This is a genomic window from Streptomyces sp. SID12488, from assembly GCF_010548275.1.
GTDB lineage: Bacteria > Actinomycetota > Actinomycetes > Streptomycetales > Streptomycetaceae > Streptomyces.
On the sequence record NZ_JAAGLT010000022.1, the window covers coordinates 14595 to 39395 of the forward strand.

Sequence of the window (24801 nt, forward strand, 5' to 3'; positions counted from 1 at the left end):
GCCGGTCGTTACCCCTCACCACCCCTCGCTACTTCTCGTACAACCCCTCCACCTCCGCCGCGAAGTCCCGCGTGATCTCGAACCGTCGCAGCTTCATCGACGGCGTCAGATGACCGGCCTCCTCCGTGAAGTCGACGGGGAGGATGGTGAACCGGCGGATGGACTCCGGGCGGGAGACGAGTTTGTTGGCCTCCTCCACCGCCCGTTGGATGACCTCTCTCAAGTCGTCGTCGTCCATGAGGAGTTCGGCCGGTACCGGGTGCTTGCCCTGCATCTGGCGCCAGTGGGTGAGGCCCGCGGGGTCGAGGGTGATCAGGGCCGAGATGTAGGGGCGGCCGTCGCCCAGGACCATCGCCTGCGAGATCAGGGGGTGGGCCCGCAGCCAGTTCTCCATGGGCGCCGGGGCCACGCTCTTGCCGCCGGCCGTGATCAGGATCTCCTTCTTGCGGCCGGTGATCGTCAGATAGCCCTCTTCGTCGAGGGAGCCGATGTCGCCCGTCGCCAGCCAGCCCTCCGGCGCCGCCGGGACGACACCGCCCGCGCCCGGATCCCAGTAGCCGCGCAGGATCTGTTCGCCCGCGAGCAGCACCTCACCATCGGCGGCGATCCGCACCCGGGTGCCGGGGAGGGGCCAACCCACCGTGCCCACGCGGGGTTTGAGCGGTGGTGTGATCGTGGCCGCGCCCGTGGACTCGGTCAGGCCGTAGCCCTCGTAGATCTCGATGCCCGCGCCGGCGAAGAACCCGGCCAGGGGGCGGCCGAGGGGTGAGCCGCCGCAGATTATGTAACGGACCCTGCCGCCCATGGCGTTGCGGATACGGCGGTAGACCAGGGGGTCGTAGAAGGCGCGCGAGGTGCGCAGCGCACGGCCGGGGCCGTTGCCGATGCCGTGCCGCTGGTCCTCCACCGCCTCGCTGTAGCGTCGGGCCACGCCCACCGCGCGGTCGAAGGACGCGACCCGCTTGCCCGTCTCGGCTCTCGCGCGGGCCGTGTTGAAGACCTTTTCCAGCATGTAGGGGATGGCGAGCAGGCAGGTGGGCTTGAAGGCCGCCAAGTCCCCCAGCAGATCTTCCGACTTGAGGCTCGGGGCGTGGCCCAGCCGCACCCCTGCCCGGATGCACGCGATGGCCACCATCCGGCCGAAGACGTGCGACATCGGCAGGAACAGCAGTACCGACGCCTCCTCCTTCGTCCGTTCCCGGAAGACGGGGTAGAGGAGTTCGATGGCGTTGTCGACCTCGGCGAAGAAGTTGCCGTGCGTGAGCGCGCAGCCCTTGGCGCGGCCGGTCGTGCCCGAGGTGTAGATGAGCGTGGCGAGGGTGTCGGGGCCCAACACCCCACGGCGTACGGCGACTTCCTGGTCCGGTACGTCCTTGCCGAGCTCCGCGAGGCGCTCCAGGTGCCCCTTCTCGAAGACCCACATGTGCTTGAGGTCGGGGATGCGGTCGCGTTCCGGGCCGAGGGCGGCGGCCTGGGTGAGGGTCTCGGCGGCGAGGGCCACGGCGCCGGAGTCCTGGAGGATCCAGCGGGTCTGGAAGGCGGAGGACGTCGGATAGATGGGTACGGTCACCAGGCCCGCCGCCCACGCGGCGAAGTCCATGAGCGTCCACTCGTACATCGTCCGCGCCATGATGGCCAGCCGGTCGCCCGGCATCAGGCCCTCGGCTATCAGCCCCTTGGCCACCGCGAGGACCTGCTCGGCGAACTCGGCCGCCGTGACATCCGCCCAGGTCCCGTCGGGCGCACGACGGCTGAGGACCGTCGTCCCGGGCTCCTCGTTCGCGTTGTCGAAGGGGATGTCCGCGAGCGAGCCGTACGTCGCGGGCGCGACGAACGCCGGTACGGCCACCTCCCGCACGACCCCGTCCAGCCGTCGGATCTCGGGCTCGACGAGGAGCGGCTCGCCGTCGTAGCCCACGGCGGTCACGATCTGTTGTGAGGCCGGGGAGGACGGGGAGGACGGGAACGACGACGACACGAGCGGCTCCTGTGGCGTGCAGCGGCCTTCCGGTGGGCGTGCACCTCCGGTGGGTTCACCACAGATGTACGGATTCGGCAGCGCCGCTGTTCAGAAACCGGATCGTACGGCTCGCACGTGTGGGCGTCGTGCGGGTTCGGGGGTGGTGGAGCGGCGGCGGTGTGCAAGCTCAGACGTCACACAGGTTGCCGATGGGTCGTCTTGCCCTGTCATGAGCGCTTCACGTTAGCACCGGCCCCAGGTGCCTTCCTAGGGCATTCCTGGACCATTCCCGGGCCATCCTGGACCATTCCCGGCTTTCTTCGCACCTCTCCGCACATGACGGGTTGTGTCCGCGAGAGGGGAATTAGGGCTTACCTCCGGTAACCTTACTTAGGAGTAAGTAATCCGTCGAGCCATACGGACTCGTATGGAGCCGGGAGTCGCGTAGCCGTATGCCTGCTCACACCCTCGCCCGGACGCCTGCCCTCGCTCCCCTACTCGCACGGGGCGCCCTCCTGTCCCCCTTCAAGAAGGCCGCCCTCAACAGACCCCGCCCGGACACCGGCCTCCCGGGCACCCGCCTCGTCCTGCCCGGCGTACGCATCGATCTCGCCCGCCTCGCCGCCTACGAGCGGGTCTGCGGCTTCCCCGTCGGCGACGACGGCCTCCCCATCACCTATCCGCACGTCCTCGGCTTCCCGCTGGCCATGGCCCTGATGACCGACCGGCACTTCCCGCTCCCGCTTCTCGGGCTGGTGCACACCTCGGTGGAGATCGTCCGCTGGCGCCCGCTCGCCGCCACCGGCAGGTACGAACTGTCCGTGTACGTAGAGGAGTTGACGCCCCACCGGCGTGGCACCGAAGCCACGGTGCAGACGGAGGTACGGGAGGGCGAGGAGCTGGTGTGGGAGTCGCGGAGCACCTATCTGGCCCGGCACCGGAATGGCGAGCAGCCTGCCACCGGTGCGCCGGCCACCGACGCACCGCCCGCCGGCGACGAACGCGAGGCGCTCCCCCTGATCGCCGAGTGGCGGCTCGGGGAGGACGTCGGCCGGCGGTACGCCGCCGCCTCCGGCGACCGCAACCCCATCCACCTGCACGCCCTCACCGCCCGCCTCTTCGGCTTCCGGCGCGCGATAGCCCACGGCATGTGGACCGCCGCCCGCTGCCTCGCCGCCCACGGCACCCCTCAATCGGCCCTGGTCCGGACCGACTTCAGAGCGCCGGTGCTGCTGCCGGGCGCGGTGGAGTACGGGGCGGACGGCTTCGGGAGTTTTGAGCTGCGGGGCGGGGGGCGGGTACATCTGCGGGGGGAGGTGCGGCGGGTGTGAGGGGTTGTCGGTTTGCTGCGGCGCCGTCGTGGCCGGTCGCGCCCACGCGGCGGAGCCGCAAATCAATACAGCCCCGCGCCCCTTGGGGCCTACGGCCCCTTAGGGGCGGCGGACTCGCTCAGCTCTCTTTGTCAGTGGCCTTGGGCGTCTCCGCCGGGGGTGACCAGGGGTGTCCCGCCATCAGGTTGCCCAGGCCCGCCCAGGCGAAGTTCATCAGGGTGGCCGCCGCCTGTTTCGCGGTGATGCCGGGGGTGGTGTTGGCCCAGGCGGCGAGGGACTCGGCGGCGCCGACGAGGGCCACGGCGAGGCCGGCGACCTCCCGTTCCGGCAGCGAGGGGTCACGGTGGGCCTCGCGGGCGGCGACCACGATCAACTGGGTGACGAACGCGACGAGTTCCTCGCGCATCACGGCGACCTCGGACGCGAACGGCGCACCGTGCGTACGGGCCTGGAGGTGCAGTACCGACCAGCCGTCCGGGTTCTGGGCGGTGTGCGTGAAGAACGCGCGCAGGCCGTCCCAGAGCTGGCGGTCGGCGGGCAGGGCCGGTTCGACACCGGCGCGGACCGCTTCGGTGAGCGTCCTGGCCTCGCGCCGGATACAGGCGGTGAAGAGGTCTTCCTTCGAGTTCAGGTACAGATAGACCAACGGCTTGGAGACACCGGCGAGTTCGGCGATCTCGTCCATCGACGCAGCCATGTAGCCGCGCTGGCCGAAGGTTTGTACGGCGGCGTCCAGCATCTGCTGCTCACGGACGGCTCGCGGCATCCGCTTGTTCTTCACAGCACCCATGGGAGCAAGGGTAGTTGGGCTCTGGGGTCAGGAGGGCTGACCCTGCGCGCGGGCCGCCTCGTCGATGGCCTCGTCCTCCTGGCTGCGGTTCGCGTCCAGGTTGGCCTTGACGCGGTCCACCCTCTCGACGATCTGCACCGACGCCCGGTCCCGCTCCTTGCGCAGCGCCACGAAGCTGATCGGGGCGGAGATCACGAGGGAGAGCAGGATGATCCACATGCCGTTCGAGCTGCCCAGGCCACGCGGGGCGATACCGGAGAGGACGAGACCCCAGACGACCAGCAGGCAGGCCACCAAGATCCCGAGGCGCATCAGCGTGTAGCGGAGCATCTCAATCCACTCTTCCGGTTCCAAAAAGGGGCACCGTCCAGTGAAGCACGGCAAGGTCCTGATCTTGCAAGGGGGTGCACGGGCATACACGGGCGTCCCGCCTGGGCATCGTGCACGGGCGCCGCGTACGGGCTCACACCAGGGGCAGCAGCATGATGACGTCGTCGCGGTCGTCGCCGGGCGCGACCCGTATCGCGCCGGGTATGCGGCCGACCTCCTTGTAGCCGCAGGAGCCGTAGAAGCGCTCCAGGCCGAGGCCGCCGCGGCAGCTGAGGCGGATCGCCTCCGTGCCCTCGAAGGTGCGGGCCGCGTCGGAAGCCGCCGCCAGCAGGTCACGGCCGTAGCCCCTGCCCTGATGACTGGGATGCACCATCACCGTGTACAGCCACACCCAGTGGGCCACCACGCGGCGGGTGTTGAAGGTGAAGAAGGCGGCTGCGGCGACCCGCCCGCCCTCGTCATGGCCGACCAGGAGCCGGGTGCCGCCCTCCGCCATCGCCGCGAAGTACTTCACCAGCTCGGGCCTGATGACCTCCCTCTCCACCGGGGCGACGAAGCCGACGGCACCGCCCTCGTTGGAGACGTCCACCCACAGGTCGAGGAGGCCGTCGCGGAGGTCGGGGGTGACGGCGGGATCGAGGGTGAAGGTAATGGTCACACTGAGAGGATACCCATTACCACACTCGCGCTCACACTCGCCCCCGCCCCCGCACTCACACCCGTATCCGCACTCACACCCGCATCGGCTGCGGCGAATCCCGGCGCGCCGGGTCCGGACCGTCGTACTCCCGGATGATCTCGTACCGCGTGTTGCGCTCCACCGGACGGAAGCCGGCGTCCCGGATCAGGTCGAGCAGGTCCTCACGGGTGAGCTTGTTGGGGGTGCCGTAGTTGTCGGCGTCGTGGGTGATCTTGTACTCGACGACCGAGCCGTCCATGTCGTCGGCGCCGTGCTGCAGGGCGAGCTGGGCGGTCTGGACGCCGTGCATGACCCAGAAGACCTTGACGTGCGGGACGTTGTCGAACAGCAGCCTCGACACCGCGAAGGTCTTCAGGGCCTCCGCGCCGGTCGCCATCTGCGTGCGCGCCTGGAGGCGGTTCCTGACCTTGCCGTCCTTCATGTCGACGAAGTCGTGCTGGTAGCGCAGCGGGATGAAGACCTGGAAGCCGCCGGTCTCGTCCTGGAGTTCGCGCAGGCGCAGGACGTGGTCCACCCGGTGCCGGGGCTCCTCGATGTGGCCGTACAGCATCGTGGACGGGGTCTTGAGACCCTTCTCGTGCGCGAGGCGGTGGATGCGCGACCAGTCCTCCCAGTGCGTCCGGTGGTCCACGATGTGCTCGCGGACCTCCCAGTCGAAGATCTCGGCGCCACCGCCGGTCAGCGACTCGAGGCCCGCGTCGATCAGCTCGTCGAGGATCTCCGACGCCGACAGACCGCTGATCGTCTCGAAGTGGTGGATCTCCGTCGCCGTGAACGCCTTGAGGGAGACGCTCGGGAGGGCGGCCTTCAGCTCTCGCAGGGAGCGCGGGTAGTACCGCCACGGGAGGCTCGGGTGCAGGCCGTTGACGATGTGCAGCTCGGTGAGGTTCTCGCCCTCCATCGCCTTGGCGAGCTTGACCGCCTCCTCAATGCGCATCGTGTACGCGTCCTTCTCGCCCGGCTTGCGCTGGAACGAGCAGTAGGCGCAGGAGGCGGTGCACACGTTGGTCATGTTGAGGTGCCGGTTGACGTTGAAGTGGACGACGTCACCGTTCTTACGGGTCCGCACCTCGTGCGCCAGCCCGCCGAGCCAGGCCAGGTCGTCCGACTCGTAGAGCGCGATGCCGTCCTCGCGGGTCAGCCGCTCACCGGCCCTGACCTTCTCCTCCAGCTCACGCTTGAGCCCGACGTCCATGCTCATCCCTCTTCCACACCTAGACAGACCTCGTCAACCGTACGCCCACCACCCCTACTGCTCTTCCGGCAGCTCACCCACCCTGTTCTCCCACTTCGTGGAGAGCACGATGGTCGTACGGGTCCTGGAGACGCCCGCGGTCCCGCTGAGCCGCCTGATGGTCTTCTCCAGCCCGTCGACGTCGCTCGCCCGCACCTTGAGCATGAACGAGTCGTCGCCCGCGATGAACCAGCAGTCCTCGATCTCGCCGAGGTCCCGCATTCGGCGCGCCACGTCCTCGTGGTCGGCCGCGTCGGAGAGCGAGATGCCGATGAGGGCGATGACGCCGAGGCCGAGCGAGGCGGAGTCGACGGTGGCGCGGTACCCGGTGATGACACCGGCCGCCTCCAGCCGGTTGATGCGGTCGGTGACACTGGGCCCCGACAGACCGACGAGGCGCCCCAGCTCGGCGTAGGAGGCCCGGCCGTTCTCTCTCAGGGCCTGGATGAGCTGCCTGTCCACGGCGTCCATGCGATCGAGCCTTCCGATGAAGAATCCTGAAGAATGAAGAATGCTGAACATTTCTGAACACTGCTGAAGGTGAAGACTGCCGAAGTACTGCGGTACTGAAGTACTGGGGTTCCCGAAGGTGATGAGTGGTACTGCCAGTTGCTGATACGTACGCCGGCTCAGTCGTTATCAGCACGGGACGTACGGGATGACCCGGCCCCGCCACCGAGTTCGCCCTTCCAGCGGCGGTACAGCCCGTGCGGGACGCCCGCCGCGTCGAGCACACGCCCGGCGACGAAGTCGACGAGGTCCTGGATGTGGGTGGCACCGGCGTAGAAGGCGGGCGAGGCCGGTACGACACTCGCTCCCGCGTCGTCCAGGGTCACCAGGTGACGGAGGGTCTGCCCGTTCAACGGGGACTCCCGCACCGCGACGACGAGTGGGCGCCGTTCCTTGAGGGTGACACTGGCCGCCCGCTGCAACAGGTCCTTCGACAGCCCGAGCGCGACCCCCGCCACACAGGCCGTGGAGGCGGGCACGATCAGCATCCCCTTGGTGGCGTACGACCCCGAGGAGGGCCCGGCCGCCAGATCCCCGGCGCTCCAGTGCCGTACGCCACTGATGTCCACGTCGAAGGTGTCGGGCTTGCCGTCGGCGCCCCGGGACAGCCATTCCCGCAGGTCGTCCTGCCAGTGGGCGTCCCGGAAGGAGATCCCGGTCTCGTCGAGCAGGGTGAGCCGGGAGGCCCGGGACACGACCAGGTCGACGCTCTCGCCCGCGTCGAGAAGAGCGCGCAGCACTGCGGCGGCGTAAGGCGTGCCGGAGGCGCCGGACACCCCCACGATCCAAGGCGCACGCGGCGTCTCTCCTGGCTTGAGTGGGTTCACGACACGGAGCTTATCCGGCATCGTGGGGTGGGAACCGGGCGAGGCCGCCCAGGCGTTCTCTGTGGAGGGCGAGTTGATTCGCCCGTCATGGGCGGGGCGGGGGTCTGGCATGTGGGACAAGTGGAACGCGGCGAGAACGGGCCGGGCCGGTGCGGGTACCGGTCCGTCACAAGGTGACCGGCTCGCGCGTGACGGCGAGCTGTCCGGCGGTCTGCTGTCCGGCGGCGAACGCGCGAAGGCCGCGGCCAAGCTGATGCTCGGCTGGGTGGCGCTGCTGTGGCTGCTGGAGGTTGTCGACGTGGTGAGCGGCCACGCGCTGGACGGCCTCGGCATCACACCCCGCACCAGCTCCGAGCTGGTCGATGTCGTTCCCGCCGCCTTCATTCACTTCGGCTTCGCCCATGTGGCCGCCAACAGTGTCCCGCTGCTGGTCCTCGGCTTCCTCACGGCCCTGGGCGGCCTGCGCCGGTTCGCCGCGATCTGCGCGCTGATCATCGTCGCCGACGGGCTGGGCGTCTGGCTCGTGGCGCCCGAGCACAGCAACACGGCGGGCGCCTCCGGTCTGATCTTCGGCCTCTTCGGCTACCTGGTCGTGACGGGTTTCGTGGAACGCCGCCCGCTGGGCATCCTGGTCGGTCTGCTCGTGGCCGCCGTCTGGGGCGCCTCGATCCTGACCGGCCTGGCCCCGACCCAGACGGGCATCAGCTGGCAGGGCCACCTGGCGGGGCTGATATCGGGGCTGGTTGCGGCGTTCATGTTCCGGCGACGGGTGTCTCCGGGACAGCTCATGCCGTAGAGGGGCCCAGAAAGGGCAGTGGAGGGCCCGGTCGTGGGTCCCTCCGCGCCATGGACCTGCTATGACCTGCCATGGGCTGGCTTGCCCTGGCATGAGCTGCCATGACCCGATCACTCGATCGGGTGGTCAGACCGTGAGTCCACGGACGACCAGGTCGAGCAGCGCACACCCGAAAAGAGCGATGCCGATGAATCCGTTGACCGAGAAGAACGCCCGGTTCAGTCGTGACAGATCATGCGGGCGCACGATCCTGTGCTCGTACACGAACGCGCCCGCCACGATCAGCAGTCCCAGCCAGAAGAACGCCCCCGCGTCCGTGACCAGCGCGTACCAGACGAACAGGCCCGTCGTCAGCGCGTGACAGACCCGGGCGCTCCACACCGCCGCCGGGATGCCGAAGCGGGCCGGTACCGACAGCACGCCGGTCTCGCGGTCGGTGTCGACGTCCTGGCAGGCGTAGATCAGGTCGAAGCCGCCGATCCAGATGCCGACCGCCAGCCCCAGGATCACGGCGTCCCAGGACCACTCCCCCGTGATCGCCAGCCAGCCGCCGACCGGGCCCATGGCCTGGGCGAGACCCAGGATGGCCTGGGGGAAGTTCGTGAACCGTTTGCCGTACGGGTAGACCACCATCGGGATCACCGCGACGGGGGCGAGGGCCAGGCACAGGGGGTTCAGGAGAGCCGCCGAGCCGAGGAAGACGACGACGGCGATCAGGGCGCCGGTCCAGGCGTGCTTCACCGACATCGCGCCCGTGACCAGTTCGCGGTGGGCCGTGCGCGGGTTACGGGCGTCGATCTCGCGGTCGATGATCCGGTTGACCGCCATCGCGAAGGTGCGCAGGCCGACCATGCAGACGGTGACCAGGAGCAGCCGGCCCCAGTGGACGTTCTTGTCCGTCTGGAACATCGCCGTCAGCGCCGCGATGTAGGCGAAGGGCAGTGCGAAGATCGAGTGTTCGATCATCACCAGGCGCAGGAACGCCTTCGTGCGGCCGGGCTGGGGCAGTGCGGCGGATGCGGATGCTGAACTCACAGGCCGTATTCCTTCCAGCGTCTGTCGACCTTCGCCGCCGTGTCCGGGTCCGACACGACCATCTCCGGCCAGCCGCCGTCCCGCGTGTACCCCTCCTCGGGCCACTTACGGGTCGCGTCGATGCCCGCCTTGCCGCCCCAGAACTGCTGGTAGGAGGCGTGGTCGAGGTGGTCGACGGGGCCTTCGACGACGGTCAGGTCACGGGCGTAGTCCGTGTTGCCGAGGGCGCGCCAGGCGACTTCGTGCAGGTCGTGGACGTCGCAGTCCGAGTCGACGACGATGATCAACTTGGTCAGGGACATCATGTGGGCGCCCCAGACCGCGTGCATCACCTTCTGCGCGTGTTTGGGGTACTTCTTGTCGATCGAGACAATCGCGCAGTTGTGGAAGCCGCCGGCCTCGGGGAGGTGGTAGTCCACGATGTCGGGAACGATGATCTTGAGGAGGGGGAGGAAGAACCTCTCCGTCGCCCGGCCCAGTGGGCCGTCCTCCGTCGGTGGCCTGCCCACGACGATCGACTGGAGCAGCGGGCGACGCCGCATCGTCACACAGTCGATCGTGAGCGCCGGGAAGGGCTCCTGCGGGGTGTAGAAGCCGGTGTGGTCACCGAAGGGGCCCTCGGGGAGCATCTCTCCGGGCTCCAGCCAGCCCTCCAGTACGACCTCCGCCTGCGCCGGCACCTGCAACGGCACCGTCTGACAGTCGACCATCTCGATCCGCTTGCCCGCGATGAACCCGGCGAACAGGTATTCGTCGATGTCACCGGGGAGCGGTGCCGTGGACGCGTAGGTGACGGCGGGCGGGCAGCCGAACGCGATGGCGACCGGCAGCCGCTCGCCCTTGCGCGCCGCCACCTGGTAGTGGTTCCGGCTGTCCTTGTGGATCTGCCAGTGCATCCCGATCGTGCGCTTGTCGTGCCGCTGAAGGCGATAGAGACCCAGGTTGCGTACGCCGCTCTCCGGGTCCTTCGTGTGCGTCAGCCCCAGGTTGAAGAAGGAGCCGCCGTCCTCCGGCCAGGTGAAGAGCGCCGGAAGAAGGTCGAGGTCCACCTCGTCGCCCTTCAGGACGACCTCCTGGACCGGCGCGCCCGCCGACTTCACCTTCTTCGGCGGTACGTGCGTCATCGCGCCGAGCTTGCCGAAGGCCTCCCGCACACCGACGAAGCCCTGCGGCAGCTCGGGCTTCAGCAGCCCGCCGATCCGGTCGCTGATGTCCGCGTACGACTTCAGCCCCAGCGACTTGAGCAGCCGCCGGTCGGTGCCGAACACGTTCATCGCCAGCGGCATCGCCGACCCGCGCACGTTCTCGAAGAGCAGCGCGGGCCCGCCTGCCTTCTGCACACGGTCGACGATCTCCCCGACCTCCAGGTACGGGTCCACCTCGGCCTTGATGCGCTTGAGGTCACCCTCGCGCTCCAGCGCCCTGAGCAGGGAGCGAAGATCGTCGTAAGCCATGCGTTCCAGTATCCGTTACGCACTACCCTGGACTGGTCAGCGGGGGCCGGACGCGACCGTCAGCGCGCCCGCACAGCAACTCAAGGGGACCGAATACATGCTGCGGGTGCTGTTGATCCTGGTGCCGCTCGCACTGAGCATCTACGCGTTCATCGACTGCGTCACCACGCAGGAGAAGGACGTCCGCTTCATGCCCAAGCCCGTGTGGGCCATCCTGATCCTGCTGTTCCCGCTGGTCGGCTCCATCTCCTGGCTGATCATCGGCCGCGACCGTGCCACCTCCCAGCGCCTGGGCGCCTCGGGCGGCCAGTGGATCGCCCCGGATGACAACCCGGAGTTCCTGAAGTCCCTCAAGGACGAGAAGGCTGAGAAGACCGAGAAGGGCACGGCCGGGGAGCCGGTGCAGGACGACGACGCCCATCTGCGGGACTGGGAGGCCGACCTGCGCCGCCGCGAGGAGGAGCTGAAGCGCCGGGAGAGCGGCGAGGAGCCCAAGGAGTAGTACAAGCTGTACGTCGCCGAGCCCCCCGAAGCGGACAATGCGCCTCTGTGCCGGGCCTGGTGCGGCCCGGACACTTACCACGCATGACGACTGCTCCGGCCAGTACTCCCGTGACCCCGACCCCCGATTACGGCGACAAGGTCATCGCTGTGGAGACGGCGGGCGCGGAGCCCATTCCGGACGCCGAACGGCACGGCAGCCCGCTCCAGTTGCTGTGGACCTGGGCCTCCCCGAACATCGAGTTCGCGACCGTCTACATCGGCGTGATCTCGGTCCTCTTCTTCGGCCTGGACTTCTGGCAGGCGTCCGCGGCCCTGCTGCTGGGCACCGCGCTCGGTTCGCTGACGCACGGGATCCTCTCCCTCGACGGCCCCCGGTTCGGCGTACCGCAGATGGTGATCGGCCGGTTCTCCTTCGGGTTCCGGGGAAATCTGCTGCCCGCCGGTGTGAACGCCCTTGTCTCGGGCGTCGGTTGGTTCGCCGTCAACAGTGTGAGCGCCGCTTTCGCGCTCAACACGCTGACCGATCTGCGTCCGCTCCCCTCCCTGCTGCTCGTGGTGGCGGCGGAGATCGTGATCGGCTTCATCGGCCACAACTTCGTGCACGCCTTCGAGAAGTACGCGTTTCCGGCGCTGGCGGTCGTGTTCCTGCTGGCCGGTGTCTGGACGTTCAAGGAGGCCGACCTGGGCGCGCCCGGCTCCGGCGGCGGCATCGGCGGCTTCCTGCTGGCCTTCAGCGCGGCCTGGGGGTACACGGCCGGCTGGAACCCGGCCGCCTCCGACTACTCCCGCTACCTCCCCCGTACGGCCGACCGCTTCCGCACCGCGCTCTACCCGGCCGTCGGCCTGTTCGTGTCCGTGTCCGTCGTGGCGCTGATCGGCGCGGCCTCGGCGACGATCGTCGCTCCCGAGGGCTCGACCCCGACGGCCGCCTTCACGGGTCATCTCCCGGTCTGGCTCAGCGACTTGGTGCTCCTGGCGATCATCCTGGGCGCGGTCTCGGCGAACGCCCTGAACGTCTACTCCTCCGCGATGTCGGTCACGTCCCTCGGCTTCCGGCTGCCCGTGCGGCTGGGGCGCGGCGCGATCGTGGTGCTGTGCGGGCTCGCGGGTACGGCGGCAGCCTGGTCGTCGCTGGCGGACGCGGGGGCGGCCTACGAGGCGTTCCTGCTGGTGATCGCGTACTGGGTGGGGCCGTGGCTGGGGGTGGTGCTCGTGGAGCGGTGGCTTCAGGCGCGGACGCCGGTGGAGGCGCTGAGCGAGCGACTGTCCGACCGGAGCTTCGCCAACTGGCCCGGTATCGCTGCCTTGTTGACGGGCATCGTGGTGTCGGTGCCGCTCTTCTCGAACCAGGAGAAGTATGTGGGCTGGGTGCCGGAACAGTGGCCGTCCTTCGGTGACATCACCTGCCTGGTGGGGTTCGCGGTGAGCGCGGGGTTGTACGCGGGGCTCTACCGGGTGTTGCGGCGGGTCGCCTGACCGGACCGACTGGACCGACCAGGGTGGCCGCCCAGGGCGACCGGCTCGCCGATCGGCCGGGCGCACATCCCCCACGCGCCCGGCACACATCAGTAAAGCGTCATGAGCACGTCATTTTTAGGCCAACAGTCGCCCCTCGGCAGCTCAGGAACAGGCGGGTTCGGCGGGTCGGACAGGTCAGGCGCCGCTCAGCATCGGCAGTGCCGACAGGTGCTCCTCCGGAACGTCGAAGGCCTCGGTCAGAGTGCTGAGGTGCGGGGCGAGCCGGGTCGTGAGGGTGTGCAGGGCCTCCGGCAGGGCGCGCACCTGGTCGGCGGTGAGTGCCTGTTCGGCGAGCAGCAGACCACTGCGGGCGCTGACCTGCCGGAGGAGGAACAGCGCGCTCAGGTCCTCCAGGACCGCGTGCGTGATCGGGTCGGACATGCGGGCGCAGGCGGCGAGTAAGGCGTCGGCGGCCTGGCCCACCGTGTACGCCTCCACGAGGTTGAGGGCGGCGTCGGACGCGTTGTTCCAGCGGCCGAGGGCGTCGCCGCCGTCGTTGTCGCGCCGCAGATCGCGACGGGCGGCGAGGTGCCAGTAGCGCTCGGCGGTGGTGAGGGCGCGGCGCAGCAGTCCCGGGTCGGTCAACGGCTCGTCGCCGGTGGGCCGGACGGGCTCCGCCGCCAGGTCGTGTCCGAAGATCATCTCGGCGCCGGCCTTGCACCAGATCGCCACGTTGTCGCCCTCGGCGGTGATCGCGCCGTCGATGTCTCCGGCCATGGCGGCGATCCCGTTCACGGGGAACAGCCCCCGGGCGCCGCACCGCTCCCGGCTCTCGGTCGCGATCTCGCGGGCCCGCCAGGTGACCCACCCCTTGGTGACGGCGACCAGCCGCTCGGCGTCCGCGCGGTCCTCGGGCGTGTGGGTGACCCATCGTTCGGTGGCCGCGCGGTGCAGGAAGGTCATGGCGTAGGCAGTGGCGGTGTGGTCGAGGAGGCGGGTGTGGTGGGTGCGGTGGGTGGCGAGCGGGACGCGCTGTCCGGCGACCGGCCCGGATATGTGCCGGGTGTACGAGTACCGGACGGCGATCGCGAGTGCCGTCCGGGCCACCCCGAGCCCGCTGGCGCTCATGCACAGCTTGCCCGCCGTGACGCGGCTGATGGCGTGGATGAACCGCTTGCGCGGACTGCCGACGGAGCTGACGAGGCTTCCGTCGGGCAGGAGTTGCCCGTGGGCGCCCTGGATGAGGGCGGTGCGGGGCAGCCGTACGTTGTCGAAGTTCGTGGCGCAGTGGTCCACCGACGCGCCGACGCGCTCGGGCAGCAGGGTGACGGTGATGCCGGGCAGGGTGCCGTACTCGTCGCTCAGCGGGGTGAGGAAGAGGAAGGCGCCCAGGTACTTGTCGTCGACGATCAGCCGGGCGGCGACCACCGCGGTCTTGGGGCCGCCCGCGGAGCTGGTGTTGGGCATGTACTTCTGCGCCCCGGGGTGCGGGGTGTGCAGGACGAACTCGTCGCGCTCCCTGTCGTACCGGGCGACGGTCTCCAGCGCCGGTACGTCGTTGCCGTGCGCGCGCTCGGTGCACAGGAACGTCCCTATGCGGGACATGGAGGTGAAGTCCGTCAACTCACGTGACGGGGAGACCTGGTCGTCGAGGAGGCTGCCGAGGAAGAGGTTGTAGTGAATACCGGCCACGGTGACGGTGGGACCGTCCATGGGGCAGGTCCACTCGTGCAACGCCGCCAGTCCGCGCGGGTCGTTGGCGAAGTGCTCGGGCGACGGAACCTGTTCGTTGAGGGATCTCAGCCGCTTGTAGGCGAGCCGCCATCGTTGCTGGGTCCCCAGTCCGGGCCGGTACCGGAACAGCTCGTCCGAGACCGCTTTGCGCCAGCGGCCGTGAAGCTCGTTTCCGTCCGCGCCGTCGCTGAAGAGCAGACCGGTGATGGCGGCTTGATCAAGGACTGGATGGGGCGTGCGCGTCTCGGTGGTCATGGTGATCGGGATGCCCATTGTCATTGGGCGATCAACCAATAGTGACCAGGAGCACTTAAGAATCCGCCAATACACAGAATTAACAGACATGAATCGGCCGAAGTGCGACAGCGGCGATTCAGGCGACTTCGAACACTTAATCGACCCCGACGGGACGCCCGGAGCCGACCAACCGGAATCCGGATCGGGCCGTCTTCCTCGTAACGCTTCCTCGTAACGCTTTTCGTGTCCCGGCCCAAGAACGTGTGAAGGGCGAGTGACGCTACGAACAGGACGCGAAGGAGACGCCAGTGGACGGTGCGGAGCCGGAAGGGTTACGGGGTGGACCAGCCGATGCCGTGCGGGACCCGGAGCTGTTCGAGGCGTTCTACCGGCGTCATGTCGACGCGGTGATGCGCTTCGTGGCCCGGCGCGTCGACGACCCCCACACGGCGGCCGACCTGACGGCCGAGATCTTCCTCGCCGTGCTCGACTCGGCCCACACCTACCGGCCGCGCCTGGGCAGCGAGACGGCCTGGCTGTACGGAATCGCGCGCAACGTCGTGTCGTCGGAGCGCCGCCGGGTCGCCCGCGAGGCCGAGCGCGACCGGCGCTTCTCCGGGCGACGGCTGCTGGAGCCCGACGACATAGTCCGCATCGAGGACAAGCTCGACGCGGAGAGCCCCGGCCGGCGCGCCCTGGCCGCTCTCGACCGGCTGCCCGAGGGCGAGCGGGCCGTCCTGGAGCTGATCGTGGTGGACCAGCTCACGATCCCCGAGGCGGCAGCCGCGCTGGGCATCCGCCAGGTCACGGCCCGGGTCCGACTCCACCGGGCACGCAAGGCGCTGCGCGGCGAGGCCAACTCCGGGGCGAACTCCGAGGCGGCTCCCAAGGCTGTGGGGACACCGCCGGACACATCACTTCTGTACGCCAGGAGGGGCGAGGTATGAGCACGAGGACGACGTCGTTCGAGGACCGGCTCCTGGTAGAGCTGAAGCGGGAGATAGAGCTGCGCGAGTGCCTGTCGACAGAGGCCGACACGGGCGGGCGCGGGACGAGCACTTCCGTACGACGCCTGCTCACTCCCCGCCGGATCTCCCTCGCCGCAGCGGCCTGCGCGGTGGCCGGCCTCGCCGCGGTGGTCGTACCGGGTACACCGGCCGACTCAACGCCGTACGCGGTGGAGAGCCACGGTGACGGCAGGGTCACTGTCACCCTCAAGGTCGAGCGCATCGCCCTCCACGAACAATACGAACTCGCGGATGAGCTGCGCCCGAACGGCATCGTCGTGGACGTGGAGGTGCTTCCCCCCGGCTACTCCTGCAAGCCGTGGGGTAGTGCCGCAGTCCTTCAACTCGTGGAGGTCGGCAAGGACGACATCGCCACTGAACCCGTCTACGCCTGGAACGTGCCTGTCCGGGTCACCCTGAGCCGAGGCAACGTGCTGGTCTTCGAGAACAGCAAAGGCAGGGCCGAACCGCAGGCGGTGCACGCCTACGAAGTCGACCGCTACGAACTCGACGCCTCTGCGACCAGGGCCGAGTCCGAGGCCCGGTCGAAGCCCTGCGTCCCCGTGAAGGCCAGCCCATGACCGGCCCCCCGAACGCCTCGGCGGAGCGTACGGGCCGACCTGGCCGACTGGGCTGGCTCGACGCCCTGCGCGGCATCGCGGCCCTCGTCGTCGTGTTCGACCACTCCTCGTACTCCTTCCTCCCGGAGTTCCGGCGGGAGTTGATGCCCGAGTTCAACACCAGCCGGTTCGGCATCATGGTGTTCTTCCTGGTGAGCGGGTACATCATCCCGGCGTCGCTGGAACGCCGGGGCTGCGTGCGGACGTTCTGGATCGGGCGGGTGTTCCGCATCTACCCCCTGTGCGTGGCTGCCGTCGCCGCGCTCCTCGCCCTCGGCCTGCTGGGCGTCGCGGAGCCACGCGCAGACCTCGGCACCGTCACCACCGCCGTCGCCCATCTCACCCTGTTCCAGGAGCTGTTGGGCACCCCCAGCATCCTCCTCGTCCTGTGGACGCTCTCCTACGAGATGGCGTTCTACCTCCTCGTTGTCGCCCTCTTCACGATCCGCCGCCACGAACGCTCGGCGCCGGTCGCCGTCACCCTGGCCGTGCTCGCCGCCGCGAGCGTGGCGGCCGGGGTCACGCTCCCGCCCTCCGCACTGTCCGACGCTGTCGGCACCGGCCGCCTGGTCGCCCTCACCGCGATCGCCCTGACGACCGCCATCTGCTGCACGAGCGCCGGACCGCCCCGCCTGCGTGTGTTCGGGGGTGTGGCGGCCGGGGCTCTGGCGCTCGTGCTGGTCCTCTTCAACGGCACGGTCCCGGTGTGGGAGGGCCTGGTGATCCTGGCCGTGATGTTCCTCGGCACGGTCGTGCACCGGGCCGAGCACGGCCGGAGCAGCTGGCGGTACGCCGCCTGCACATCCGCCGTGGTCGTCGCCTGCGCTGTCGGGAGCGCGTACGGGTACGGCGACGGGGACCACTTCACTCGGCGCGCCTGGATCACGGCGTTCCTGCTGGCCGTACTCACCTTCGGCACCGGACTGGCGCTGCGCGACCGCCGCGTGCCGCGCGTGCTCATCGCCCTGGGGACGATCAGCTACTCGGTCTACCTGCTGCATCCGGTGCTGCTGACGGTGAGTGACGGCACGATCGGCCGGTGGCGACAGGACAGTCCCCTACTCGAAGTGGCCTTCTTCGCGGTGCTGTTGCCGCTGTGCGTGCTGACCTACCGCTGCGTCGAGGCGCCGGGACAAGCGTGGGGGCGGAGGCTGGCGCGGCGGCGCCCGAACAGACCGGGTGCGAGCAGTCCGGGTGCCGATGGCGATCGAATACGCTGGCGCGTGACGGTACGCGAACTCCGCCTCAACCCCGGCGAGCCGCACCTGACGGACAGCGCCCTGCCCGGCGCGCACGTGGTGAACTACTCTCACTGGCACGGTAGTTGACCGCCAGGAGGAGTGCAGGGTGACGCAGGACCAGGTCCGTATCGAGGGCATCGACACCAGTAGGCCGCACCCTGCCCGGATCTACGACTACCTGCTGGGCGGCAAGGACAACTACGAGGTGGACCAGCAGGCCGGCGATGCGCTCGCCGCCGCGGCGCCCGAGGTGCGGATCGGTCTGCGGGCCAACCGCGCGTTCATGCGGCGCGCGGTGCGGCACGTGGTCGGCAGCGGCGTACGTCAGATCCTCGACATCGGCACCGGGCTACCCACCTCACCCAACGTGCACGAGGTCGGCCAGGAGCTGGTGCCGGAGGTGCGAGTCGCGTACGTCGACAACGACCCGATCGTGAAGGCGCACGCCGATGCGCTGCTGAGCCGGAGCGGCGGCGGGACCAGCACCGTGCTCGCCGATCTGCGCGACCCGCGTGCCGTCCTGGATCACCCCGACGTCCGCCGGGTCATCGACTTCGACGAGCCGGTCGCCCTGCTCCTGGCCGCCGTCGTCCACTTCCTGGCCGACGCGGAGAAACCCGGGGAGATCGTCGCCACCCTGCGCGACGCGCTGCCGACCGGAAGCTTCCTGGTCCTCTCGCACGCCACGGGCGACTTCGCGGACCGCACCGACGCCCAGGCCGAGTACAGCAGGAAGGCCACCGCCACCCTGAACCTGCGCACCCGCGCCGAGGTGGAGCGCTTCTTCGACGGCTTCGAACTGCTCGAACCGGGCCTGACCCAGGTCCCGTTCTGGCACCCGGACGGCCCGGCGCCGGAGCGGTCCGAGGAGATCGGTATCTACGGGGGTGTGGCCCGCAAGACCGGTTGAACGCCCACCCAGCGTGGACGGAGGCATCACCAGGTTGAGGTCCGGAACCGCTCGACGTCCTGCTGGAGCGAAGCCGGCAGGTCCTCGACCAGCCCCGAGACGATCACCCGGAGCTCGCGCCGGAGTTCGGCGGAACCGGCCCAGGCTGCGGGGCTCCTGGTGATCACTGCGGACAGTAGATCACCGGCATACATATCGCCCTCTGCCATCGGGTTGTCCCGCAGCACCTTCACGGCCATCGGCAGGAGATAGGGCAGTCCCACGTCCTGTCGAATCAGCAGGCGCAGGTCCTCGACGGTCAGCTCTCCGATCGGCCGACGCCGAAGGGCGTGCGCGGATACGACAAGGCGGGTCGCGCCGGCTGGAGGATCTGGCCAGTGATCGCGTTCGAGCGCCTCAAGGGAACGCTCACGGTTCGGCGCCCTGTGACTACGCACCCCGACGAGACGCGCCCGCGACGAACTCCGCCCAGGCAGCGCGGGTTACGACCATCACCGGACCACCGGAAGCCACCTTGCTGTCACGGACCGGGACGACGCCGGGGAATCCGGGGGCCACTTCGATGCAGTTGCCGCCGTCGTTGCCGCTGTAGCTGCTCTTGATCCAGGTCACCGTGTCGAGTTCGTGCCTGTGCATGATGCTCGTAACCCTCCATCACGTCGCTGATCAGAGCGGCGGATTCGCGGGCGACAGAATGTCCGCCCTGAGCACATCATAGGTCTGGCTATGGCGTACGTAGTCTGCTGGATCATTGTTGAAGTGGCCCTGGTTCAGCGACTCCGAGTACACCCATCGCTCGTCGACGAGATCGATCAGGGACATGGAACTCTTGGGCGGGACAAGCCCGAAAAGGCCCGTCGGGACCACCTGGATACGGATGTTGGGGCACTGACCGACGTCGAGCAGATGCGCGCACTGGTCCCGCATGACCCCCGGGCTGCCGACGGCGTTGCGCAGACAACTCTCGTCCAGGACAGCGACGTACAAAGGCCCGTCGTCCGCCAGGAAACGCGGCTGGCGGCTCAACCGGGCCCGGACACGTTCCTCCACCTCGTTGCCGGTCGAAATCTGGGAGAACAGTGCGTGCGCGTAGCCCGGCGCCTGCAGCAAGCCGGGGATGACCTGTTCCTGGTACTCCCGCAGCGCCACCGCATCCGCATCCATCCGCGCCCGACGCGCGAACCAGTCCGGATGCTGCACCTCCGGATACCAGTCCACCTTCTTCCACACCCGCAGCAACACCCCACCCGTACCCAGCAGTTCGTCGCACGCCTTCGCGAACGTGTCCTGCGGGACGCTCACGCCCGCCTCCACCTTCGCCACATGGGACCGGTCGCACGGAATCTGCTGCGCCAGCGCCGTCTGCGTGAGGAGCGCGGCCTCGCGGAAGTGCTTCAACACCTCGCCGAACAGGGCGGCATTGCCGACTCCCGTCCCGGAGCCGTCGTCGCCGTTCCGTCGCACCACGCGTCCCCCTCATGCGCCAATGCCCCACTCACACGCCCCGGGCGTTGATACGAACCGTTCCCCTCAGCCACGCTCTAGGGGGTACCCGCGCGGCGCGGTCTGGGCGGGCGACTGTCCGCCGCTTGGGCTTCTTGGCGCCCGCCTGGTTGCAGCGGACGCTACCCGGAGGGCCGGTCGTGCGGGTCAAGCCGCGTCGGGGACGGTGATTGTCTTGCCGTCCCTGTCGAGCGTGTGGGTATCCCAGTACACGTCCCACTTGTCGTCGACCTCCTGCGGCACCTTGCCCTTCGGATAGCGCACCGATCCTGCCGGCGGCTCTTCCTTGTCCGACACGCAGGAGCTGCCAGTGCTGCCTACGGACATGACGGGATACTCGCCGCCGCCGCAGATGGCCTCCGAGTACTCGAAGGTGGAACATCCGGTGAGTGCCACGACTGCGGCCGCACTCACGAGAGCAGCAGCGGCGATGCGGCCCCTTCCGCGCCGAGAGGCGGTGGCGGTGGCGCTGGCGGTTCGGCTCGTTCTGCGGGGCAGGTACATGATCGTCTCCAGTCGCTGTTGATCTGTCTGCCGCTACTCTCGCCGCCGGGGAGCCGCCTCCCATGAGTACGCGTACTCAGCACCGCCCTCGCGGATACTCAACCGCTGTGTTTTCAGGGGGAATTGGCAGAGGCCACCCTCTGCCGGCGACAAGCCGCTCAGGCATGAGGATCGCGAGCGACCGCCGGCAGCCGGTGACCACCGGCGGAGCCCGGACGTCCTATCCGGCCCGGAGGGCGAACGCCTTCGCCCTGGCCCGCCGCGCCGTGTCGAACGCGTCGATCGCGCCCGCGCCCTCCCCCGGGCTGTCGTTCCAGCCGCGGATCTTTCGCGCGACACCCTTCAGTTTCGGGTGGCCGGACCTGAGCGCGATCTCGAAGTGCGACTCCTTCGGTGTGCTGAAGTCGCCGCCCCAGCTCACCGCGCCGTCCAGCTCCGTGAGGATGTCCCGGACGACCACCAGCTCCTGCGGGTACAGGCCACCCTTGACGCCGGTCGGGTACGCCTCCGCCCGGATCGATATCGCCGTACCGGACAGGTGGTTGGACTCGTACCGCTCCTGGATCCCGGCCTGGCCCTCGTGCGCCGGTCTGTGACCCCGCACGTCCCCCCGTCGGAGCTGGTCGATCTCGTAGTGGAAACGGCGTGCCACGTGCAGCAGGAGCACGGCCACGTCGCCGTCCGCCAGCCGCACCGACAGACCGCTGCCCTCGATGTCGTACTCCGTGGCCTCCGCCAGTACCGGCCAGCCGTTGGCCGACCTACCGCCCTTCCACACCCCGGCCGGTGCCGGACCTGCAGCGGACGCCGGACCGGCCGCCCCTGTCGAGCCCAGCACCACCGCACCGGCCACCGCACCCGTCGCGCCGGCGAACCGGCGCCGCGACAACTCATGAACCCTCACGGCTTCCCCCTCTTCGAGTTCTACGTGCTTTCGAGTTCTACGTGCTCTTCGCCGTCTTCGATCTCTTCGCCTGCCTCTTCGCCACAAGACGCGCGACCGCCAGCCACATCCCGATTCCCATGCACACGACGATCAGGAGCGTCAGGACGACGATGGCCGGGTTGACCCAGACCGGGACGAGGTCGTAGTCGGCGTTGCACTTGTTGTGCAGCGGGAACCACTGGCCCGGTTCCCGCCAGTGCTCGGCGCGGTACTGATCGTCCAGCGGCTGGCCGAGGGAGGCGCAGGTCTCGTCGATCTCGTGACCGCCGGAGAAGATGCCGACGAAGAACGTGATCCCCAGCAGGAACGGAGAGGCGACAAGCGCGACCCCCCATGCCAATAGGCCCCACCGGCGCATCGGCTACCCCTTCTTGTCCCCTGCCGCGCCTCGCGCCGCTGCGCGCGACCTGGCCGCGCGCAGGTACGTGTCGTGGTTCTTCCGGTAGGTGGCCGCCATCAGCGACTCCTGGCCGGTGCGGGCGAGGAGCGTATCAACGAAGCCCTGTTCGAACGGCTCCAGTTCGTCGTAACTCAGCATGGCGGGGAGCGTCTTGATGCCGCCCCGGTAGGTGATCAGACCGAGCTGTGCCAGGACGACCTCCTTGTCGTCCGCCGCGGTGAGGATGTTGTGGGCCAGGAACTTGGCGTCCGCGGTGTTCCCGTTGAACCGGCCGGCCCAGTACCGCTGGAAGCGCCTGAGGCCTCCGCCGCCGTTGTAGAGGTCGGTCACCGCGGTGACGATGTCCTTGCCGTTGTTGCGTATCGCGTCGGCCAGCAGCCAGGCGTCCGCGTCCTCGATCAGGTCGTTGAAGCCGAAGCTGGACGCCACTCCGACCTTCGCCAGCTTGGCCATCGCGAACGCGTGACCCGACGGATAGGCGTCCGTGGCATGGCGCCAGTCGGCGTAGAACGTCATCAGGTCGCCGCCCCAGCCCGCGACGTCGCCCTCGTTGACCGAGCGCGGGTTGCTCGGCTTCCACGCCACGAAGTGACCGTTCGTCGACGCCATCAGGTGCTCCGCGCCCAACTCGTAGCCGGTGTAGGGGTCCTTGAACCCCTCCATCACCGACATGCCTTTGCCGTTGGCGAAGTTGACGAACTCGCCGTCGTACTCGCCGATCAGGAAGTCCCAGTCGCCACCGCCGTACGACTTGTGCCGCACGTACTCCATGACCAGCTGGTTCGCGTTGCCCTTGCCGTACTCCTTCGCGATCGCCAGGAGGCGGGCAAGGTAGTCGATGAAGCCGTCGGCCGGGCCCGCCGCCTTGTTGACGGAGTTCTGGCCGGGGTCCGCGCCCGAGACGACATCGCGGTCCAGGTCGAAGACGTCCGACCCGTTGGTGACCTTGAACTCCTTGATCTGGTTGAAGGACCAGTTCGCCGGTATCGGGAAGCCCAGGTTCCCGGAGAAGCCCCAGGACATGCCCGAGACGAACGAGTAGCGGGCACCGGTCTGCTTCGTCACGTTCGTACAGACGTTCCGCGAGCCGTACACCCCGTGGATGTACCGCTTGCCGTTGTAGGCGAGGCCCGCGGCGACGCCGTGGAAGTACGGCACGATCGCCGAGTCGATCTCCTCCTGGGTGGCGTCGTAGTCCACCGCGAAGTAGATCGTCGTCCCCCGGTTGAAGCCGTAACCGCCGGCCAGCGAGTGTGCGTTCAGGGCGTGCTGGTAGCCCGCCGAGTAGGTGAAGTCGGAGAGCTGACGGGCGTTGTCCTGGTAGATCGGGAAGACCTTCAGGCCCGCGCCGAAGATCGTCGCGAGCTCGCCGGGCTTGATCTCCTTGTCCAGGGTCGAGCCCGGCGGGTCGTACAGATAACGGCCCACGACCTCGTAGAGGTTGTCCCTCAGGTACTTGGCCCGGGACGCGGTGATCTCGAAGCGGGTGTCGCTGCCGGTCGCCGCGCGGTCCGCGTCCCCCATCGACACCAGGAGCTGCGCCCATGTCTGGTAGTCCGCGCGGCCCGAGTCGGGCAGCTTGGAGAACCGCTGGAAGATCCGCACCCACTCGACGAGGGTGGCGTTGAAGGTGTTGCGCCAGGTCGTGGGCGTTCCGGGGTTGCTGGTACCGGACGGCACCGGGGAGTTGAACACGCATGCGGCCGAGAACATCTCGACCAGGACGCCCGAGTCGCCCAGGCCCAGGTTCTTCGTGCGCAGCGCGGCCTGGGTGGCGGGACCGAAGTTCCCGTTGGGAGCGGCGAGTCCCAACTCGTACTGGAGCCCGGTCATCAGCGCCTTCTGTACGTCCCGGGAGTAGATCCCGTCGCACGGGCCGACGCTGAAGGCGCTCTTTTGCCAGTACCGTCCGTTGAGCCACCGCTGGATCGCCCGAATCTCGTCCGTGCCACCGGCGACCCTGACGTAGGCGTCCATGTTGAGTACGCACTTGAACAGGGCGGGGGTGGTCTGGCCGCCCGCGGTGCCCGTGCCGCCGTCGGGCAGGCCCATGTCGACGCGCATGGCCTTGACGGCCTCGGTGGTGACCGCGCCGTACTCGCCGTAGCCGTTGGCGCCCCAGTAACCCTTGCAGAACAGGCCGTGCTGAATGATGCGGACGATGTTGCTGTTCCCGCTCCAGCCGAACCCGATGTCACCGATGGCCTGGAGCTTGGCCATCGTGCCGGGCCCGAAGCTGGCGACGACCGGGCTGATGCCCAGCTCGTGCTGGAGTCCCATGATCAGGGAGTTCATGGTGGACCAGCCGGTGCGGCCGTCCTCCGGGCACGCCTTGTAGCCGGAAACACTCGCGTAGGTGGCGTTCACCCATTTCTGGGCGTCAAGAACCTTCTCATCCACGATCGGTTTCTCCTCTGCCTCAAAACCCGTTCAGGGCAAGGCTGATGGCACAACTGGCGGAAATGGCGGAAATGGCGGCACGAACCAGTGGCCGCGCGACGCTTACGGCAGGGCTGTCGGCACGTCCGGACGGCCCTCGCCGCAGGACCTGTCCTCGCTGTACAGCTCCTTCGACGCGTCCCGGGCGCACGGCGATCCGGAGCCCTCCGCGTGGAAGCCGAACTCGTCGAGGCAGGTCAGCGCCAACACCGTTGCCCCATAAGGGAATTGGTACGGGTCAGGCAGCTCCGGTCGGTGAGCTGCCACGAACTCCGTGAACGACGAACCCCCTGGTGTGAAGAACTCCCCGTCTAACCGGCTACCGAGGCCG

The 24801-nt window shown here is 68.8% G+C and carries 26 protein-coding genes; 8 read left to right on the forward strand and 18 right to left on the reverse strand.

Annotated elements, in window-relative coordinates:
* Positions 1-28: 28 nt before the first annotated feature.
* Positions 29-1927, reverse strand: coding sequence for an AMP-binding protein (locus G3I56_RS28460; protein WP_343240082.1), 1899 nt, complete (start codon positions 1925-1927; stop codon positions 29-31).
* 485 nt (positions 1928-2412) lie between these two features.
* Between G3I56_RS28460 and G3I56_RS28465 the strand changes: the two genes are divergently transcribed.
* Positions 2413-3291 (forward strand): MaoC/PaaZ C-terminal domain-containing protein, encoded by an 879-nt coding sequence (locus tag G3I56_RS28465; protein WP_164413838.1) that lies wholly within the window; start codon positions 2413-2415, stop codon positions 3289-3291.
* 118 nt (positions 3292-3409) lie between these two features.
* Here G3I56_RS28465 and G3I56_RS28470 read toward each other — a convergent pair whose 3' ends face one another.
* The 6 genes from G3I56_RS28470 to G3I56_RS28495 all read right to left on the reverse strand — a co-directional run bounded on the left by G3I56_RS28470 (position 3410) and on the right by G3I56_RS28495 (position 7682).
* Positions 3410-4081 (reverse strand): TetR/AcrR family transcriptional regulator, encoded by a 672-nt coding sequence (locus G3I56_RS28470; protein WP_164413840.1) that lies wholly within the window; start codon positions 4079-4081, stop codon positions 3410-3412.
* 27 nt (positions 4082-4108) lie between these two features.
* Positions 4109-4411, reverse strand: a complete 303-nt coding sequence (locus G3I56_RS28475; protein ID WP_164413842.1) for a DUF4229 domain-containing protein — start codon at positions 4409-4411, stop codon at positions 4109-4111.
* A 133-nt stretch (positions 4412-4544) separates the two neighbouring features.
* Entirely contained in the window at positions 4545-5069 is a 525-nt protein-coding gene (locus G3I56_RS28480) for a GNAT family N-acetyltransferase (RefSeq protein WP_164413844.1), read from the reverse strand.
* A 73-nt stretch (positions 5070-5142) separates the two neighbouring features.
* Positions 5143-6306 carry an aminofutalosine synthase MqnE gene (gene mqnE / locus G3I56_RS28485; RefSeq protein ID WP_164313757.1) on the reverse strand — a complete coding sequence of 388 codons (1164 nt, stop codon included), beginning with the start codon at positions 6304-6306 and terminating at the stop codon, positions 5143-5145.
* Between the two features lie 54 nt (positions 6307-6360).
* Positions 6361-6816 (reverse strand): Lrp/AsnC family transcriptional regulator, encoded by a 456-nt coding sequence (locus G3I56_RS28490; RefSeq protein WP_164413846.1) that lies wholly within the window; start codon positions 6814-6816, stop codon positions 6361-6363.
* 158 nt (positions 6817-6974) lie between these two features.
* A complete protein-coding gene (locus G3I56_RS28495) occupies positions 6975-7682 on the reverse strand; it encodes a UbiX family flavin prenyltransferase (protein WP_343240074.1) in 708 nt (235 codons plus the stop codon).
* Positions 7683-7935: 253 nt separating this feature from the next.
* Here G3I56_RS28495 and G3I56_RS28500 point away from each other — a divergent pair, with 253 nt between their 5' ends.
* The gene (locus tag G3I56_RS28500; protein WP_164414065.1) at positions 7936-8478 is read left to right on the forward strand and encodes a rhomboid family intramembrane serine protease; all 543 of its coding nucleotides are present in this window, start codon (positions 7936-7938) and stop codon (positions 8476-8478) included.
* 126 nt (positions 8479-8604) lie between these two features.
* Here G3I56_RS28500 and mqnP read toward each other — a convergent pair whose 3' ends face one another.
* Both mqnP and G3I56_RS28510 read right to left on the reverse strand, forming a co-directional pair.
* Complete coding sequence (gene mqnP / locus G3I56_RS28505; RefSeq protein WP_164413850.1) at positions 8605-9513, reverse strand: menaquinone biosynthesis prenyltransferase MqnP; 909 nt, start codon at positions 9511-9513, stop codon at positions 8605-8607.
* Positions 9510-10967, reverse strand: a complete 1458-nt coding sequence (locus G3I56_RS28510) for a menaquinone biosynthesis decarboxylase (RefSeq protein ID WP_164413852.1) — start codon at positions 10965-10967, stop codon at positions 9510-9512. The genes mqnP and G3I56_RS28510 overlap by 4 nt, the downstream gene beginning before the upstream one ends.
* A 97-nt stretch (positions 10968-11064) precedes the next feature.
* Here G3I56_RS28510 and G3I56_RS28515 point away from each other — a divergent pair, with 97 nt between their 5' ends.
* Entirely contained in the window at positions 11065-11469 is a 405-nt protein-coding gene (locus tag G3I56_RS28515; RefSeq protein WP_164414068.1) for a PLD nuclease N-terminal domain-containing protein, read from the forward strand.
* Between the two features lie 83 nt (positions 11470-11552).
* Positions 11553-12947 carry a cytosine permease gene (locus G3I56_RS28520; protein WP_164413854.1) on the forward strand — a complete coding sequence of 465 codons (1395 nt, stop codon included), beginning with the start codon at positions 11553-11555 and terminating at the stop codon, positions 12945-12947.
* Between the two features lie 177 nt (positions 12948-13124).
* Here the strand turns inward: G3I56_RS28520 and G3I56_RS28525 are convergent, their stop codons facing one another.
* Positions 13125-14918, reverse strand: coding sequence for an acyl-CoA dehydrogenase (locus tag G3I56_RS28525; RefSeq protein WP_239135151.1), 1794 nt, complete (start codon positions 14916-14918; stop codon positions 13125-13127).
* 290 nt (positions 14919-15208) lie between these two features.
* Here G3I56_RS28525 and G3I56_RS28530 point away from each other — a divergent pair, with 290 nt between their 5' ends.
* Genes G3I56_RS28530 through G3I56_RS28545 form a run of 4 tightly spaced genes read left to right on the forward strand, consistent with a single transcriptional unit; the run spans position 15209 to position 18678 of the window.
* On the forward strand, positions 15209-15847 hold the full coding sequence (locus G3I56_RS28530; protein ID WP_164413857.1) for an RNA polymerase sigma factor: 639 nt from the start codon (positions 15209-15211) through the stop codon (positions 15845-15847).
* Entirely contained in the window at positions 15844-16488 is a 645-nt protein-coding gene (locus tag G3I56_RS28535) for a hypothetical protein (RefSeq protein ID WP_164413859.1), read from the forward strand. Before G3I56_RS28530 ends, G3I56_RS28535 begins: the two co-directional genes overlap by 4 nt.
* Positions 16485-17855, forward strand: a complete 1371-nt coding sequence (locus G3I56_RS28540) for an acyltransferase (RefSeq protein ID WP_164413861.1) — start codon at positions 16485-16487, stop codon at positions 17853-17855. Before G3I56_RS28535 ends, G3I56_RS28540 begins: the two co-directional genes overlap by 4 nt.
* A 19-nt stretch (positions 17856-17874) precedes the next feature.
* Positions 17875-18678 carry an SAM-dependent methyltransferase gene (locus tag G3I56_RS28545; RefSeq protein WP_164413863.1) on the forward strand — a complete coding sequence of 268 codons (804 nt, stop codon included), beginning with the start codon at positions 17875-17877 and terminating at the stop codon, positions 18676-18678.
* Between the two features lie 26 nt (positions 18679-18704).
* Here G3I56_RS28545 and G3I56_RS28550 read toward each other — a convergent pair whose 3' ends face one another.
* From G3I56_RS28550 to G3I56_RS28585, 8 genes are all read right to left on the reverse strand, one after another.
* Positions 18705-19115 carry a contact-dependent growth inhibition system immunity protein gene (locus G3I56_RS28550; RefSeq protein ID WP_164413865.1) on the reverse strand — a complete coding sequence of 137 codons (411 nt, stop codon included), beginning with the start codon at positions 19113-19115 and terminating at the stop codon, positions 18705-18707.
* Positions 19108-19314 carry a DUF397 domain-containing protein gene (locus G3I56_RS28555; protein WP_164413867.1) on the reverse strand — a complete coding sequence of 69 codons (207 nt, stop codon included), beginning with the start codon at positions 19312-19314 and terminating at the stop codon, positions 19108-19110. The genes G3I56_RS28550 and G3I56_RS28555 overlap by 8 nt, the downstream gene beginning before the upstream one ends.
* 30 nt (positions 19315-19344) lie before the next feature.
* A complete protein-coding gene (locus tag G3I56_RS28560) occupies positions 19345-20145 on the reverse strand; it encodes a helix-turn-helix transcriptional regulator (protein WP_203690913.1) in 801 nt (266 codons plus the stop codon).
* Between the two features lie 183 nt (positions 20146-20328).
* Positions 20329-20595, reverse strand: a complete 267-nt coding sequence (locus tag G3I56_RS28565) for a hypothetical protein (protein ID WP_343240075.1) — start codon at positions 20593-20595, stop codon at positions 20329-20331.
* Positions 20596-20905: 310 nt separating this feature from the next.
* Positions 20906-21589: a hypothetical protein gene (locus tag G3I56_RS28570; protein WP_343240076.1), complete on the reverse strand. Its 684-nt coding sequence runs from the start codon at positions 21587-21589 to the stop codon at positions 20906-20908.
* Between the two features lie 37 nt (positions 21590-21626).
* The gene (locus G3I56_RS28575; protein WP_164413869.1) at positions 21627-21989 is read right to left on the reverse strand and encodes a hypothetical protein; all 363 of its coding nucleotides are present in this window, start codon (positions 21987-21989) and stop codon (positions 21627-21629) included.
* 3 nt (positions 21990-21992) lie between these two features.
* Positions 21993-24431: a glycoside hydrolase domain-containing protein gene (locus G3I56_RS28580; protein ID WP_164413871.1), complete on the reverse strand. Its 2439-nt coding sequence runs from the start codon at positions 24429-24431 to the stop codon at positions 21993-21995.
* Between the two features lie 102 nt (positions 24432-24533).
* The gene (locus tag G3I56_RS28585) at positions 24534-24680 is read right to left on the reverse strand and encodes a hypothetical protein (protein ID WP_164413873.1); all 147 of its coding nucleotides are present in this window, start codon (positions 24678-24680) and stop codon (positions 24534-24536) included.
* Positions 24681-24801: the final 121 nt, after the last annotated feature.